The organism is Streptomyces sp. RLA123, from assembly GCF_056270165.1.
In genome coordinates this window covers 5,089,197-5,103,491 of record NZ_JBWDOR010000003.1, presented here as the reverse complement: position 1 = coordinate 5,103,491, position 14,295 = coordinate 5,089,197, and the positions used below count along the sequence as shown (strand labels likewise).

The 14,295-nt window shown below is 72.8% G+C and carries 17 protein-coding genes and 1 tRNA gene; 8 read left to right on the top strand and 10 right to left on the bottom strand.

The genetic code is table 11. The features are described 5' to 3' along the window. Positions 1-60: 60 nt before the first annotated feature. Both RV983_RS23285 and glmS read left to right on the top strand, forming a co-directional pair. Positions 61-336 carry a hypothetical protein gene (locus RV983_RS23285; RefSeq protein WP_475987677.1) on the top strand — a complete coding sequence of 92 codons (276 nt, stop codon included), beginning with the start codon at positions 61-63 and terminating at the stop codon, positions 334-336. 71 nt (positions 337-407) lie between these two features. Further along, positions 408-2,222: a glutamine--fructose-6-phosphate transaminase (isomerizing) gene (gene glmS / locus RV983_RS23280; RefSeq protein ID WP_475987676.1), complete on the top strand. Its 1,815-nt coding sequence runs from the start codon at positions 408-410 to the stop codon at positions 2,220-2,222. An 85-nt stretch (positions 2,223-2,307) separates the two neighbouring features. On the opposite strand, the gene RV983_RS23275 is transcribed toward glmS, so the two are convergent. Both RV983_RS23275 and RV983_RS23270 read right to left on the bottom strand, forming a co-directional pair. Beyond that, entirely contained in the window at positions 2,308-2,904 is a 597-nt protein-coding gene (locus tag RV983_RS23275; RefSeq protein ID WP_475987675.1) for an acetate uptake transporter, read from the bottom strand. A 107-nt stretch (positions 2,905-3,011) separates the two neighbouring features. Continuing rightward, entirely contained in the window at positions 3,012-3,533 is a 522-nt protein-coding gene (locus tag RV983_RS23270) for a universal stress protein (protein ID WP_475987674.1), read from the bottom strand. Between the two features lie 911 nt (positions 3,534-4,444). Here RV983_RS23270 and RV983_RS23265 point away from each other — a divergent pair. The 3 genes from RV983_RS23265 (at position 4,445) to RV983_RS23255 (ending at position 6,533) form a co-directional block, all read left to right on the top strand. After that, positions 4,445-5,752 (top strand): helix-turn-helix domain-containing protein, encoded by a 1,308-nt coding sequence (locus RV983_RS23265; protein ID WP_475990428.1) that lies wholly within the window; start codon positions 4,445-4,447, stop codon positions 5,750-5,752. 5 nt (positions 5,753-5,757) lie between these two features. Continuing rightward, the gene (gene orn, locus RV983_RS23260) at positions 5,758-6,369 is read left to right on the top strand and encodes an oligoribonuclease (protein WP_475987673.1); all 612 of its coding nucleotides are present in this window, start codon (positions 5,758-5,760) and stop codon (positions 6,367-6,369) included. A gap of 91 nt (positions 6,370-6,460) precedes the next feature. Continuing rightward, positions 6,461-6,533 (top strand) — tRNA-His (locus tag RV983_RS23255). Between the two features lie 129 nt (positions 6,534-6,662). On the opposite strand, the gene RV983_RS23250 is transcribed toward RV983_RS23255, so the two are convergent. Both RV983_RS23250 and RV983_RS23245 read right to left on the bottom strand, forming a co-directional pair. Next, positions 6,663-7,457, bottom strand: a complete 795-nt coding sequence (locus RV983_RS23250) for an SAM-dependent methyltransferase (RefSeq protein WP_475987672.1) — start codon at positions 7,455-7,457, stop codon at positions 6,663-6,665. Positions 7,458-7,595: 138 nt separating this feature from the next. After that, positions 7,596-7,805, bottom strand: coding sequence for a hypothetical protein (locus tag RV983_RS23245; RefSeq protein ID WP_475987671.1), 210 nt, complete (start codon positions 7,803-7,805; stop codon positions 7,596-7,598). 125 nt (positions 7,806-7,930) lie between these two features. On the opposite strand from RV983_RS23245, the gene RV983_RS23240 reads away from it, so the two are divergent. Beyond that, on the top strand, positions 7,931-8,710 hold the full coding sequence (locus tag RV983_RS23240; protein ID WP_475987670.1) for an isocitrate lyase/PEP mutase family protein: 780 nt from the start codon (positions 7,931-7,933) through the stop codon (positions 8,708-8,710). Between the two features lie 7 nt (positions 8,711-8,717). On the opposite strand, the gene RV983_RS23235 is transcribed toward RV983_RS23240, so the two are convergent. The 6 genes from RV983_RS23235 to RV983_RS23210 all read right to left on the bottom strand — a co-directional run bounded on the left by RV983_RS23235 (position 8,718) and on the right by RV983_RS23210 (position 12,776). Continuing rightward, on the bottom strand, positions 8,718-9,221 hold the full coding sequence (locus RV983_RS23235) for a pyridoxamine 5'-phosphate oxidase family protein (protein WP_475987669.1): 504 nt from the start codon (positions 9,219-9,221) through the stop codon (positions 8,718-8,720). Positions 9,222-9,276: 55 nt separating this feature from the next. Further along, positions 9,277-9,465: a hypothetical protein gene (locus RV983_RS23230; RefSeq protein WP_360906048.1), complete on the bottom strand. Its 189-nt coding sequence runs from the start codon at positions 9,463-9,465 to the stop codon at positions 9,277-9,279. A gap of 120 nt (positions 9,466-9,585) precedes the next feature. Further along, entirely contained in the window at positions 9,586-10,614 is a 1,029-nt protein-coding gene (locus RV983_RS23225; RefSeq protein ID WP_475987668.1) for a LacI family DNA-binding transcriptional regulator, read from the bottom strand. A 56-nt stretch (positions 10,615-10,670) separates the two neighbouring features. After that, the gene (locus RV983_RS23220; protein ID WP_475987667.1) at positions 10,671-10,937 is read right to left on the bottom strand and encodes a DUF397 domain-containing protein; all 267 of its coding nucleotides are present in this window, start codon (positions 10,935-10,937) and stop codon (positions 10,671-10,673) included. Further along, on the bottom strand, positions 10,934-11,224 hold the full coding sequence (locus RV983_RS23215) for a Scr1 family TA system antitoxin-like transcriptional regulator (RefSeq protein ID WP_475987666.1): 291 nt from the start codon (positions 11,222-11,224) through the stop codon (positions 10,934-10,936). Before RV983_RS23215 ends, RV983_RS23220 begins: the two co-directional genes overlap by 4 nt. Before the next feature lie 208 nt (positions 11,225-11,432). Beyond that, positions 11,433-12,776, bottom strand: coding sequence for a tetratricopeptide repeat protein (locus tag RV983_RS23210; protein WP_475987665.1), 1,344 nt, complete (start codon positions 12,774-12,776; stop codon positions 11,433-11,435). Positions 12,777-12,931: 155 nt separating this feature from the next. Between RV983_RS23210 and RV983_RS23205 the strand changes: the two genes are divergently transcribed. Together RV983_RS23205 and RV983_RS23200 are read left to right on the top strand one after the other, a co-directional pair. Further along, complete coding sequence (locus tag RV983_RS23205; protein WP_475987664.1) at positions 12,932-13,402, top strand: hypothetical protein; 471 nt, start codon at positions 12,932-12,934, stop codon at positions 13,400-13,402. A 31-nt stretch (positions 13,403-13,433) separates the two neighbouring features. Beyond that, positions 13,434-14,288: a spermidine synthase gene (locus tag RV983_RS23200; protein ID WP_475987663.1), complete on the top strand. Its 855-nt coding sequence runs from the start codon at positions 13,434-13,436 to the stop codon at positions 14,286-14,288. The last annotated feature ends 7 nt before the right edge of the window (positions 14,289-14,295 follow it).

Below are 14,295 nucleotides of genomic sequence, written 5' to 3'. Positions count from 1 at the left end.
CCTGCCCGATATCGGGCAGGATTCTTGCAAACCCTCCCGCCCCTCCCGCAGTATCGACCGGTGCTCGAACGCCGGACGCCTTATGACGACCTGGTGGACCACCTGGTGCGGACCACGCCGCTGAGCCGCGGCGAGGCCGCCCGGGTGGTCCTCGACGTCCTGGCGTACTTCGACGAGACGGCCGAGGACTTCGTACGGCGGCGCCATCGCGAGTTGCAGTCCAAGGGGCTGCAGAACGCGGAGATCTTCGAACAGATCACCGCCGAGCTGCCGCACCGCGCGGTGGCCCCGCCGGAGTTCTCGCTGCGGCAGCTGCGCCGCATCGTCTACGGCTGACTCGCGTCCACGGCCGTCTCGCCGGACCCCACGGCGTACGGGCCGCACCACGATCGGGAGGGACAACATCCATGTGCGGAATCGTCGGATACATCGGCAGGCGCGAGGTCGCGCCGCTGCTGCTGGAAGGCCTGCAGAGGCTGGAGTACCGCGGGTACGACTCGGCGGGCATAGTGATCACGGGCAAATCCGGAGGCCTGAAGGCCGTCAAGGCCAAGGGCCGGGTCCGTGAGCTGGAGGCCCGCGTCCCCAAGCGCTTCGCGGGCACCACCGGCATCGCCCACACCCGCTGGGCCACCCATGGCGCCCCCAGCGACGAGAACGCCCACCCCCACCTGGACGCCGAGGGCAAGGTCGCCGTCGTCCACAACGGCATCGTCGACAACGCCGACGAACTGCGCGCCAAGCTGACCGCCGACGGCGTCGTCTTCGCCTCCGAGACCGACACCGAGGTGCTGGCCCACCTCATCGCGCGCTCCGAGGCGGAGACGCTGGAGGAGCGGGTCCAGCAGGCCCTGGCACGCATCGAGGGCACCTACGGCATCGCCGTCCTGCACGCAGACTTCCCGGACCGCATCGTGGTCGCCCGCAACGGCTCCCCGGTCGTGCTCGGCATCGGCGAGCACGAGATGCTCGTCGCCTCCGACGTCGCCGCCCTGGTCCGCCACACCCGCCAGGTCGTCACCCTGGACGACGGCGAGATGGCCACCCTGACCGCCGGCGACTACCGCACGTACACCACGGCCGGCAGCCGCACGTCGCCCGAGCCGACCACCATCGAGTGGGAGGCCGAGAACTACGACCTCGGCGGCCACGACACGTACATGCACAAGGAGATCGCCGAGCAGCCGGACGCGGTGGACCGCGTGCTGCGCGGCCGGATCGACGACCGCTTCTCCACCGTCCACCTGGGCGGGCTGAACCTCGACGCCCGCGAGGCGCGGGCGGTGCGCCGGGTGAAGATCCTCGGCTGCGGTTCGGCGTTCCACGCAGGCCAGATCGGCGCCCAGATGATCGAGGAGCTGGCCCGGATCCCGGCCGACGCCGAGCCGGCCTCGGAGTTCCGCTACCGCAACCCGGTGGTCGATCCGGACACGCTGTACATCGCCGTCAGCCAGTCCGGCGAGACCTACGACACCCTCGCGGCCGTCCAGGAGCTCAAGCGCAAGGGCGCCCGCGTCCTGGGCGTGGTCAACGTGGTCGGCAGCGCCATCGCCCGGGAGACCGACGGCGGCATGTACGTGCACGCGGGCCCCGAGGTGTGCGTGGTGTCCACCAAGTGCTTCACGAACACCGCCGTGGCCTTCGCGCTGCTCGCGCTGCACCTCGGCCGGATCCGCGACCTGTCGGTCGCCGACGGCCGTCGGATCATCGAGGGCCTGCGCAAGCTGCCCGGCCAGATCGCGGAGGTCCTGGCCGGCGAGGACGAGATCAAGAAGCTGGCGGCGGAGTATGCGGACGCCAAGAGCATGATGTTCGTCGGCCGCGTGCGCGGCTACCCGGTCGCCCGTGAGGCCTCGCTGAAGCTCAAGGAGGTCTCCTACGTCCACGCGGAGGCCTACCCGGCGTCCGAGCTCAAGCACGGCCCGCTGGCGCTCATCGAGCCGTCGGTGCCGACCGTGGCGATCGTCCCGGACGACGAGCTGGTGGAGAAGAACCGGGCGACGCTGGAGGAGATCAAGGCCCGCAGCGGCCGCATCCTCGCGGTGGCGCACCAGGTGGAGGCGAAGGCCGACCACACCATCGTCGTCCCGCGCAACGAGCCGGAGCTCGACCCGGTGCTGATGGGTATCCCGCTGCAACTGCTGGCGTACCACTCGGCGCTGGCGCTGGGCCGGGACATCGACAAGCCGCGCAACCTGGCGAAGTCGGTCACGGTGGAATAGCGGACCCGGACGCCCCCTGCGCCCCCGCACACATGGACAGGCCCCCCACGCCCTGCGGCGTGGGGGGCCTGTCCGTACCGGTGGGTCAGGCCGCGTGCCCGCGGTGCGGGACGCTGAGCCGCCAGCCGTCCGCCAGGGCCCGGCGGCCCCAGGCGGCGTTGGTGAGCAGTGCCGTGCCGCCGTACCAGGCGACCACGCCGGCCGCCAGGCCGATCCATCCGGCCACCTTGCCGAGTCCGCCGTTGGAGGCCAGGGCGGCGACGCCGGACAGTGCGGCGGAGACGGTCAGCAGCCCGAAGGCCGCCTGCGCCACGCCGCCCATCTGCCAGGCCGCCATCGTGAGGGTGAGTGCCAGCAGCGCCCACAGGAGCATGAACAGCCCGACGACCTCCTTGCCCGCACCCGCGCCGGACCCGCCGGACCAGGTCACCCAGAAGGCGCCCAGCGAGGCGAATGCGGTGCCCGTGAAGCCGTTGCCGCCGTAGAACTCCCACATGCCGGCGACGAATTGGGTGATGCCGCCGACAAAGAGCGCGAGCCGCGCGGCGTCCGCCGCCGCGGCGTTGTCGATGACGCCCGTGCTGAACAGCCCGTAGGCGATCAGTGTCAGGCCGAGTGCCAGATATCCCAGAGCCGCTGCGCCGGCTCCCGCTGAACGTGCCGTGGAGACGTCGTTGTCCACCGCCGGCCCCCTTCGTGTTCGAGGGAAGAAACTGCAGGTGAGATACCCTTCACAAGGGCACAAGCAATCCCCGGGAGCCGGCATTCACGGCAACTGGCGCCGAATCGTTATGGAATGACCACGACAGGCCGCTGCGCACGCCGGGCGAGCCGTCCGGCGACCGAACCGAAGATCTTGCCGATGATCCCGTGCGTCCCGCCCACCACGATGGCGTCGGCCTCGTACTCCCGGCCGACCTCCTCCAGCTCGTGGCAGATGTCCCCGCCGCGCTCGACGAGGATCCACGGCACCTCCGAGAGGTGGTCGGCGCAGGCGAGTTCGAGGCCGAGCACCTCGGTGCGGTGGTCGGGGACGTCGACGAAGACGGGCGGTTCGCAGCCGGCCCACACGGTGGCCGGCAGGCGGTTGGCGACGTGCACGATGATCAGCGCGGAACCCGACCTGCGTGCCATGCCGATGGCGTACGCGAGCGCCCGCTCGCTGGACATGGAGCCGTCGAAGCCGACCACCACCCCGTGCCTGAAGGCGGGGTCGCAGGCAGCGCGCAGCTCGGAGTCCGCCTGCGGCGCCGCCGCCGATTCGGCGAGCGGCTTTCCGTCGGCGGGCTCGGGAAGCTCGTAACCGGCCATGATGCGGTTTCTCGGCAAGGTCGGCGCCGGTGGCACCGAGAGGGCGGACAACAACAGTGCGGGGGCCGCGGGACCGGCCGGATTTCGACCGGTAAGGGGCTGCCCTTCCCGCTGACTCCAGAGTACGGCGGCCCCAGGCCACTGCACAGGGGTGCGCGGACCTTCACAGCGTCCCCTTACCCCGGAGTTTCCAGGAGAATGCCGGAGCGCGGCGCCGAGCGCAACGCCACGTCGCCAACCGGACAAGTCGCCCCTCCGCCGCCCGTCGCGGCCTGTCCGCCACCGGCCATATCCGGAATCGTCCTCAGGGCTCCTTCTGCGCCTGGGGGCGCACTCGCTCACCGGCCACCCGGGGGGCGCACGACGGGGCGCTGACCTGGGGCGCGTGCAGTGCTTCCCCTCATTTTCAGCCAACTTCCCTGTGGTGAAGGCCACTTGGGACACACCACCGCCAACCGCCCTACCGCCGGTGGGGAACCGGAATGAGGGGGCGCACAGCGCTTGTGCGCCTGTCCACCGCTTCGAGGCACACTTCACGAGCGGAACGCTTCGTGATCGAATGCTTCACGCCACGTGGTCATGTCGACATACCGGCAGGTGATGAACTTGCCATTGCGGATGCAACTGAGCCAGTAGATTCGATCTTGAGAAACGACGGCGGGGGATCCGTGCAGGACCGAGAGGACGAGTCGACCGAGGGGGGCCCCAGCTCCATGAACCAGGAGTCCAGGACCGGCACCATGGCGGAGATCCAGTCGGCCGCCGGCATGTCCACCGCACTGTCACTGTCTCCGGCGGCTTCGGGGGCCCACGGCCTGCCGAATGTCCCGGGGGTTCCCGCCGCACCGGCCGTCGCCGCCTCCGCGGCGGGCCCGTCCGCCGCCCCGGCCGCCGGACGCGCGCCGCGCAAGCTGTCGGCGCGCCGCCGTCAGGAGGTCGTGGCCGTCATGCTGTTCAGCGGCGGCCCCATCTTCGAGAGCTCGATTCCCCTGTCGGTGTTCGGCATCGACCGCCAGGACGCCGGGGTGCCCCGCTACCGACTGCTCGTCTGCGCCGGCGAGGACGGCCCGCTGCGCACCACCGGCGGCCTCGAACTGTCCGCGCCCTACGGGCTGGAGGCGCTGTCGCGGGCCGGGACGGTCGTCGTGCCCGCCTGGCGCTCCATCTCGCAACCGCCGCCCCCCGAGGCGCTGGACGCGCTGCGCCGCGCCCACGAGGAGGGCGCGCGCATCATCGGCCTGTGCACCGGAGCCTTCGTGCTCGCCGCCGCCGGACTGCTGGACGGCCGCCCCGCCACCACGCACTGGATGTACGCGCCGACGCTGGCCAAGCGCTACCCCTCGGTCCATGTCGACCCCCGCGAACTCTTCGTCGACGACGGTGACGTGCTCACCAGCGCCGGCACCGCCGCCGGGATCGACCTGTGCCTGCACGTGGTGCGCACCGACCACGGCGGCGAGGCCGCCAACGCGCTGGCCCGCCGGCTGGTCGTACCGCCGCGCAGGGGCGACTGGGCCGGCCAGCCACGGCATCTGGACCGCTCTTTACCGGAGGAGATCGGGGGCGATCCGCTCGCCGAGGTCGTCGCGTGGGCCCTGGAGCACCTCCACGAGCAGTTCGACGTGGAGACCCTCGCCGCGCGCGCCTACATGAGCCGCCGCACCTTCGACCGCCGCTTCCGCACCCTGACCGGCAGCGCCCCCCTCCAGTGGCTGATCACCCAGCGCGTCCTTCAGGCGCAGCGGCTGCTGGAGACCTCCGACTACTCCGTCGACGAGGTCGCGGCCCGCTGCGGCTTCCGCTCCCCCGTCGCGCTGCGCGGCCACTTCCGCCGGCAGCTCGGCTCCTCCCCCGCCTCCTACCGGGCCGCCTTCCGCGCCCGGCGCCCCCACGAGGAACCCGACGCGCCCGCGGCCGCCAAGGACCCGCGCGGCCACGAGGCGTCCGGCGGCCCCGTGCCCACGCCGCGCCGCGGCTCCCCGCAGGCGACCGAGCGCACCGCGGGCGGCGTGCTCCCCATCCCCGGCCAGGGCGGTCCGCCGGCCGGCGCCGGCCTCGTCAAGCAGGACCCCGACACCTACGCGGCCCGCATACCCGAGCAGGCCGGCAGCCGCTTCGACGCCCGCGAGGTGCACCCGCTGCGGCGGCCCCGCGACGGCCGGGACGGACGCAGCAGGAACGCGGCTGTGCCTGCTCCACGGGATCGCCCCGTAGGGTGAGACGTATGAACGACCGGATGGTGTGGATCGACTGCGAGATGACCGGGCTCTCCCTGGCCCAGGACGCTCTGATCGAGGTGGCGGCGCTCGTCACCGACTCGGAGCTCAACGTGCTCGGGGAGGGGGTCGACATCGTCATCCGCCCCCCCGCGGAAGCGCTGGAGAGCATGCCCGACATCGTCCGCACGATGCACACCGCCTCGGGGCTGCTGGAGGAGCTGGACGGCGGCGTGACCCTGGGGGAGGCCGAGAAGCTCGTCATGGACTACGTGCGCCAGTACGTGAGAGAGCCCCGCAAGGCGCCGCTGTGCGGCAACTCCGTCTCCACCGACCGGGGCTTCCTCGCCCGCGACATGGCGACGCTCGAGCAGTACATGCACTACCGCATCGTGGACGTCTCCTCGATCAAGGAACTGGCCCGCCGCTGGTACCCGAGGGCCTACTTCGCCAGCCCCGAGAAGAACGGCAACCACCGCGCGCTCGCCGACATCCGCGAGTCCATCGCGGAGCTGCGCTACTACCGCGAGGCCGTCTTCGTCCCCCAGCCGGGACCCGACACGGACACCGCCCGCGCCATCGCCGCGAAGCACGTCCTACCTGTGGAAACGGCGAAGTGACCGACCCGCGGGAAACGTAGGCGCGAGCACCCTCCCGAACCCTGTACACTTTTCCTCGGCCGGTGCGAAGGAAACACAAGCGCCGGTCATGGTGGGTGTAGCTCAGCTGGTAGAGCACCTGGTTGTGGTCCAGGATGCCGCGGGTTCGAGTCCCGTCACTCACCCTGAAGGAAAAGGGCCCGGTCTGCGAGAGCAGACCGGGCCCTTTTCGTGCCCGACCGGGCAGGGCACCTGAACCGCGTCTGCGCGGTTCAGGTGCCCTGCCCGGTCGCCGGTGCCCGGCTCCCGCGTGCCTAGGCCTTGCGGGCCACGCCGCCGTAGAAGCCGATCTCGCCGGAACGCGGCGACGGCTCGGTGTCCGGGTGCCAGAACGGGACCTGGACCAGGCCGGGGGCGACCGGCTCGAAGCCGTCGAAGAAGCTCTCGACCTCGGAGCGGGAGCGCAGGTTCAAGGAGGCGGTGGCCTTCCTGTAGACGGCCTGGGCCTCGCTGCGGTCGGCGAAGTCGCCCGTGGCGTGCGAGAGCACCAGGAAGCTGCCGGCCGGGAGCGCGTCGCGCAGGGTGGCGACGACCTGCCCGGGCTGCTCCGCGTCGGTGAGGAAGTGCAGGACGGCGACGAGCAGCAGGGCGACCGGCTCGTCGAAGTCGATGACCTTGCGGACGTCGGGGTGGTCCACGATGGCCCGCGGATCGCGCAGATCGGCGAGGACGACGCTGGTGGCGCCGGAGCGGCCGAGCAGCGTGCTGGCGTACGTGTTCACGATCGGGTCGTTGTCGACGTACGCGATGCGCACGTCAGGGGCGGCCTCCTGCGCGATCTCGTGCACGTTCGGCGAGGTGGGCAGCCCGGTGCCGATGTCGAGGATCTGGCGGACACCGCTGCCGACGACGTACCGGACGGCGCGCTGCAGGAAGCCCCGGTTGGCCTGTACGCCGAGCCTCACCTCGGGCGCCGCGGCGGCGACTTCGTCGCCCGCGTGACGGTCCACCTCGTAGTTGTCCTTGCCGCCCAACAGGTAGTCGTAGATCCGCGCAGGGTGTGGCCTGCTGGTGTCTATCTCCTCGGCGCGGAAGCCGTCCTGTCTCACGCTGCGCTCCTCTCGACGGCCGCCCGGGCTCCCGGCCCGCGGACGGCAGACGACAGCTTCGCACATCAACATCGGTGGACAGGGCCCTGGTTGATCACCGCGGGGCGCAGCGTGAGAGGCAGCGTGAGAGGGCGCCGATCAGAGCTTCCAGTGGTATTTGGCGCCGCCGACCCAGCGCACGGCGGCCGGGTCGTCGAGATCCACGTGGTCGATGCCGGCCTCGTGGGCGATACGGACGACGTCGAGGAGGTCGTAGGCGATGCCCACGGTCTCACCGCCGATCTGGACGATGCGGAACGGCGGGTCCCCCTCGTGGACGAGGGAGACGACGATGGGAGTGCTGGTCACCCTTCCAGCTTGCGGCAGACCCGCGCCGGGCGCACCCGCCGTCGCGCCCGCTCGGCCGAGTGGCCCGTCCCGGCGGCGCGCGACGGGACCGGGCGCCCGGACGGTGGCCCGCCTACCGTGGGCCCATGAGCACAGCAGACTCCTCCCGCGCGCAGCTCGCCGCCCGCCTGCGCGCGCTGCACGTTCCCGGCCGCCCGTTGATTTTGCCCAACGTCTGGGACGCCGCCTCGGCGCGCGTGGTGGCCGACGCGGGATTCCCCGCCATCGCCACCGGCAGCGCGCCCGTGGCGGCGTCGCTGGGCCACCCCGACGGGGAGGTCGTACCGCCGGCGGAGATGCTGGCCGCGGTCGCGCGCGTCGTGCGGGCGGCCGGGGTCCCGGTGACGGCGGACATGGAGCGGGGGTACGGATTCGGCCCGGCGGAGTTCGCCGAGCGGCTGGCGGCCACCGGGGCCGTCGGCTGCAACCTGGAGGACACCGATCCGCGCACGGGCCGCCTCGTGGACGCCGCGGATCAGGCCGACTTCCTCGCCGCCGTCCGCGCTGCCGATCCGGACCTGGTGATCAACGCCCGCACCGACGTCCTGGTGCAGGCCGGGACGCCGGCGCAGGAGCGGCTCGCGGAGGCCGCCCGGCGGGCGCGGCTGTATCTGGAGGCGGGCGCGGACTGCGTGTATCCGTTCGGCCCGCTGGACGAGGAGACCACGGCGGCCCTGGTCGCGGCCGCCGGCGGACGCCCCGTCAACGTCCTGGCCCTGCCCGGCAGTCCCACGACGTCCCGGCTGGCGGAGCTGGGGGTCGCCCGGATCAGCTACGGTCCCCAGCTCCACACCGCGGCCCTGCGGCACCTCGGGGACCTGGTCGCGATCGTGCGCGACGGCGGCAGTCCCTTCGCTGCGGGCTGACCCGGGCTCAGCCCTCCTCGCGCGGTGGCCCCTCGTCGTTGCCGCGCCGCAGGGTGCGCACGGGGCTGTCAGGGCGCCAGACCTGGACCACGATGTCGGGGTCGTCGACATACGTCCGCACGACCTCGGTCAGGTCGGCGCTGAAGAGGTGGAACGGGCCCTCCGGCACGGTCACCTCGCCGGTGAAGCGGGCGACGGCGGCGGGGTCGGTGACCTCGACGGCGCGGCCGCTGATCCGGATGTCGCCACCGTCCATGGAGGTGCCGGGACCGGGGTTCACATGGAGGGAGAAGCGCGGGTCGCGGCGGAGGTCGAGGGCCTTGCGCGAGTTCGGCATCATGCCGACCCACAGCTCCCCGAGCCGGAACTCGGCCTCGATGCCGCTCAACCGCGGGGAGCCGTCGGCCCGCAGCGTGGCGAGCACATGGTGCTTGTAGGGGCTGAATCGTGTGGTCACGGCCTGTGCGAGGCCGGGTTGCGCGGCCTCGAAGTCCGCCCAGCGTGTCGTCATACGACGATGCTCCCCGGCATACCCGACATCTTGTGTCGGCATTGCCGGGGAGGTCCTACTCCTCGCCCTTGCGGCCCTGCGTGCGGCCGCGGCCGTGGCCCTGGCGGGCGGCCTGCCAGATCGCCCGCAGGCGGTCCAGCTCGGCCAGTTCGGCGCGCGACCAGGTACGCCGGCCCGCCACGTACCGCCGTATTGCCTCATTGGCGGCCTCGACGGATCGACGGTCCAGAACGGTCGGTGACATACCCGTGATGTTATCGGCCGGGTCCGACAGCGAGCCCCGGCCGAGCCCCCCGCGGGGCGATATCACACCGTGACCCTTCTCACTGTGGCGGGGGTCACCCCGAGGCGCCGCGCCCCGTCCTCATGCCGACTCCCGGCGCACCAGTTCCGTGGCGAGGACGACGTGCCGCCGGGTCGCGCTGGCGGCCCCGATCTCCTCCAGCAGGACCCGTGCCATCGTGCGGCCCATCTCCTCGATGGGCTGGCGGACGCTCGTCAGCGGCGGGTCGGTGTGCCGGGCCACCGCGGAGTCGTCGAAGCCGATCAGCGCCACGTCGTCCGGCACCCGGCGGCCGTTCTCCCGCAGCACCTGCAGCGCGCCGCTCGCCATGACGTCCGAGGCGGCGAAGACGGCGTCGACGTCCGGCCGCCGCTCCAGCAGGGCGCGCATCGCGGCGCGGCCGCCCTCCTCGGTGAAGTCGGCGCGGGCGACCAGGGCGTCGTCCGGGACCACGTCGGCGTCCCCGATCGCCTGGCGGTAGCCGTCGAGGCGGCAGCGGGCGACGTACATGTCCAGCGGCCCGGTGATGGTGGCGACGGCCCGGCAGCCGCGGCCGAGCAGGTGCGCCACCGCCGAGCGGGCGCCGCCGACGTTGTCGGAGTCGACGTACGCCACCGACTCCCGGTCGGAGCGGCGGCCGCTGAGCACCGTGGGCATCTCCATCTGCTCCAGGATGTCGGGCAGCGGATCGTCCTCGTGGACCGAGACCAGCAGGACGCCGTCCACCCGGTGGGCCCCGAGGTACTCGGCGAAGCGCTGCCGCTCCTTCGGGGTCCGCAACAGTGTGAGCAGCAACTGCATGTCGGTGTCGGCCAGTTCGGCACCGACGCCGCGGATGATGTCGGAGAAGTACGGCTCCGCGAAGAGCCGGGTCTCCGCCTCCGGGACGACCAGGGCGATGGCGTCGGTGCGGTTGCCGGCCAGGGCACGGGCCGCGCGGTTGGGCACGTAGCCGAGTTCGGCGATCGCGGCCTCGACGGCGGCCTTGGCGTGCTCACTGACCCGCGGCGATCCGTTGATCACCCGGGAGACCGTGCCGCGGCCCACCCTGGCCCGCGCGGCGACCTCCTCCAGCGTCGGCCTGCCGCTGCGCCGTCCGCCCATCACCATTGCGGCCTCCCAATCACGAGGTGGTAGCTGCGCCACCTTAGAACGTCGGACTCCCTTCACACGGCGGCCTCCCGGCGGAACCCACGACGGCCCGACCGACCGTCAGGGGGGCGCAGCGGGGAGCTCCTGGGGAAGCCGCCGCGCCCCGTCGCCACGGCGGCGACGAACTCCGCCCAGGCGGCGGGGGTGAACGCGAGCGTCGGACCCTGCGGGTCCTGGGAGTCCCGGACGTGCACGGCGCGGGGCGCGCGTGCGACCTCGACGCACTCGCCTCCCTCGGAGCCGCTGTGACTCGATTTGAACCAGGCCGGTTCGCCGATCACCGTGCTTCCGCCACCTCCCGAACGACATGCGCCGTCTCCTCGACTCCGAGCGCCTGCATGCGAACCACGCCGTGCCGTTGAGTGAGGACGCTGACCTTGCCCGGGTCCGAGTTCAGCCCCCCCCAGCCTCCTGCCCCTCCACGTACGCAAAGCTTCGTGGTCCGCGGACTCCAACAGCACGACCGGCCCGCTAAGAGCGTGGGGGCCGCACGGCCCACCGGCAAGACCTGAACGGACACGTTTCGCAACCGCCCGACTTCAAGAACGTGGAACAGTTGCCGCCTCATCACCTCGGGACCTCCCACGAAGGTGCGGAGCGCTGCCGCCGCTCGACGTCACCAGGGTGTCGGCCGTTTGACACACGAGGCGGCAGTCCTGCCGTGGCCGGAGAAGCACGGCGGACCGGCTCGTCGTCCAAACCGTTCCCGCCCGGCCGGCGGACCGCGACGATCTCCTGCTCCGACCCCGGCCGCCGCAGCCACCGGCATCGTGTGTTCACGCCGTGCGCGACTCCGCCTGCCGGCGCAGGAACCCGGCGACGTCCGGGCGGCGGGCGTACGGCTGGAGGGTCTGGGCGGCGGAGGAGAGCATGCCGCGGACGCGCGGGGACTGGACGCGGCCCAGCAGGTCCAGGACGCGGGCGCCGGTGACGGCGGCCTCGTCGACGCGTTGGGCGCAGGCGAGGTTGTTGGCGAGTTCGGCGGTGTAGAGCGCGGTATTGCGCGTGAAGTGGGGCGCCTGGAGCCCGATGGCGCGGCGGGCGTGCTCCACCGCGCGGTGGTGGTCGCCGAGCGCGGCCCAGGACTGGGCCTCCAGGCCCGCGAGTTCGGCTTCGCCGTAGAAGGTCATCCACTGCGGGTCGGCGTCGCGGGAGCCGCGGCCGAAGAGCGACTGGGCGCGCAGCAGGGCGCGTTCGCAGCCGGAGCGGTCGCCGAGGCCTGCCCGGCCGCCGGCCTCGCGCAGGGCCAGCAGGGAGAGCAGCCGGGGGGAGCCCAGGGTGCGTGCGGCCTCCTGGGCGGCCTGGGCGGCGCGGACGGCCTCGCGGGGCCGGCCGGCGTCACGGGCGAGGAAGGAGGCGTTGCAGAAGGCGTGCGCCTCCAGAGCGGGGTCACCGGCCATACGGGCGGTGGCGAGGGCCTCGCCGTAGTAGGAGCGGGCCTCGGCGTGGCGGCCGGAGTCGTGGGCGAGCCAGCCGACGGAGATGGCCAGCTCACCGGCGCCGGCGTGCAGGTCGTCGGCGACCGCCTGGCCGTAACTGCCCTCGTCCAGCAGGCGGTACGCGGCGCCGAGGGAGTGACCGGCCTGGCGGTAGAGCGCGCCGGCGCCGTGCCGGTCGTCGTGCAGCCGGATCTCGCGGACGGCGTCCTGTACGGCGCGGACCTGGGATCTGCCTACCCTGTGCACCGGCTCCGCCGCGGCCGGGGGTCCCAGCACCAGGGTGGTGGCGATGGCGGCCGGGCCGCCGGTCATGAACGCGCGACGCAGCACGTCGCTCTCCTCGTCGGTTTCGGGCTCACGGGGGCCGGCCGCCATCGTGAGCGGTGGTGCGGTGGTGCCTGCGGCGCGCCGGCCGCGGACGGACTCGCGGGGCTCGAAGCCCAGGTCGGCGAGGCCGAGGCCGGGGAACATGTGCCGGAAGACCCGTTCGTACGCGTAGTTGGGACATCGGATCTCCCCCGACTCCACGCGTCCGATGTAACGGGCGTCGCAGCTGACCTGCTCGCCGATCTCCCGGGCCGCGCGACGGACGGCGGCGGCGAACTCGCCGGGCGACCGGTCCGCGCGCAGCAGCCGGAAGGCGGCGTTGGGTGTGGTGGGGGTGGAAGGTGACGAGGGCATCGCCTGACTCCCGGGAGCGATCGGTGCGGAGCGGTGCTTGTCGCGGTGCGCTGCCAGGCGGAAGCGGAGCGTAGCGGCGCGACGACCGTACTCGGTACCGGGAGGGACAGAGCGTCGGTTTGCCTACAAAAGGGATATCTCACCCATCATCCGCCATGAAACGCCACCCTCCCGGCGTCACGCGGGCGTTGCCGTTGACGCCGTACGCGCGTTGGACAACAGGCAACCAACCGTGCGTCCGACTGCTAGGAGGACCCGCCTTGTTGGACGAGCCATGGGACCTTGTGACCGTCCCGGCCCGGCAGGGACTGGAAGCCGTGGACATCCTGCGCCTGCGGACCGGCCCCGTACCTGGCCTGGGGCCCGTGCTGCACGACAGCTCGGGCGACAGCCTCGGCTTCCTCGTGCCGCCGGGCACGGCGGCCGGCTGGGACGTGCCGGGCAGCGCCTGCACACAGACCTCGGGACGCGGCTTCGCGATCCCCGGAGAACTGCGTGAGCCGCCGGTCACGGGCACGGACTGGCTGGTGCCGCCGCACAACGACGCCCCTGTCACGGACCCGGTGGTGCTGCGCGCCGCGCTGGGCGAGGCCGCCCGGATGATCGAGCTCGCGGACCGGTTCTGACCTGCGGCGGTGCCGCGCCCATACTGAGTGCATGGCGCAGCGCAGGACGAAGGACCCGGAAGGGGTACGCGAGCAGGTCGGCGGAGGTCTCGCCGAGCTCGTGCCGGACCGGGACCGGCCGCGCGGCCGCTCGCTGCTGATCGACGGCGCCCCGCAGTCGCACGTGGACCTGGACGACCCGGCCCACCTGGACTTCGCGTACCAGCGGCGGCTGGGCCACGTCATCGACCTCGCCGCGCCGCCCGGCCGCCCGCTGCGGGTGCTGCACCTCGGCGGCGGCGCCCTGACGCTGGCCCGCTACACGGCCGCCACCCGGCCGCGCTCGACCCAGCAGGTCGTGGAAGTGGACACCGCGCTCGTCGAGTTCGTCCGGCGCGAGCTGCCCTGGGACCGCACGTGGCGGATCAAGGTGCGCGGCGGCGACGCCCGGGCGGGACTGGCCAAGGTGGCCGAGGGCTGGGCGGACCTGGTCGTCGCGGACGTCTTCAGCGGGGCGCGCACCCCGGCCCATCTCACCAGCACCGAGTTCCTCGCCGAGGTGCGCCGCACGCTGGCGCCCGGCGGACTGTACGCGGCCAACGCGGCCGACGGCGGCCGGCTGGAGTTCCTGCGCGGGCAGATCGCCACCGTCAGGGCCTGCTTCCCGTACGCCTGCCTCGCGGCGGATCCCGCGGTGCTGCGCGGGAAGCGGTTCGGCAACGTGATCCTGGTGGCGGGCGACGGGGAACTGCCCGTCGCGGAGTTCACCCGCCGGGTGGCCTCGGACCCGCACCCGGGGCGGGTGGAGCACGGGCGGGAACTGGACGCCTTCGCGGGCGGCGCGGCGCCGGTCACGGACGCGACGGCGGCGGCGTCGCCGGCTCCCCCGGAGTCCGTGTTCCGTTAGCGGCGCC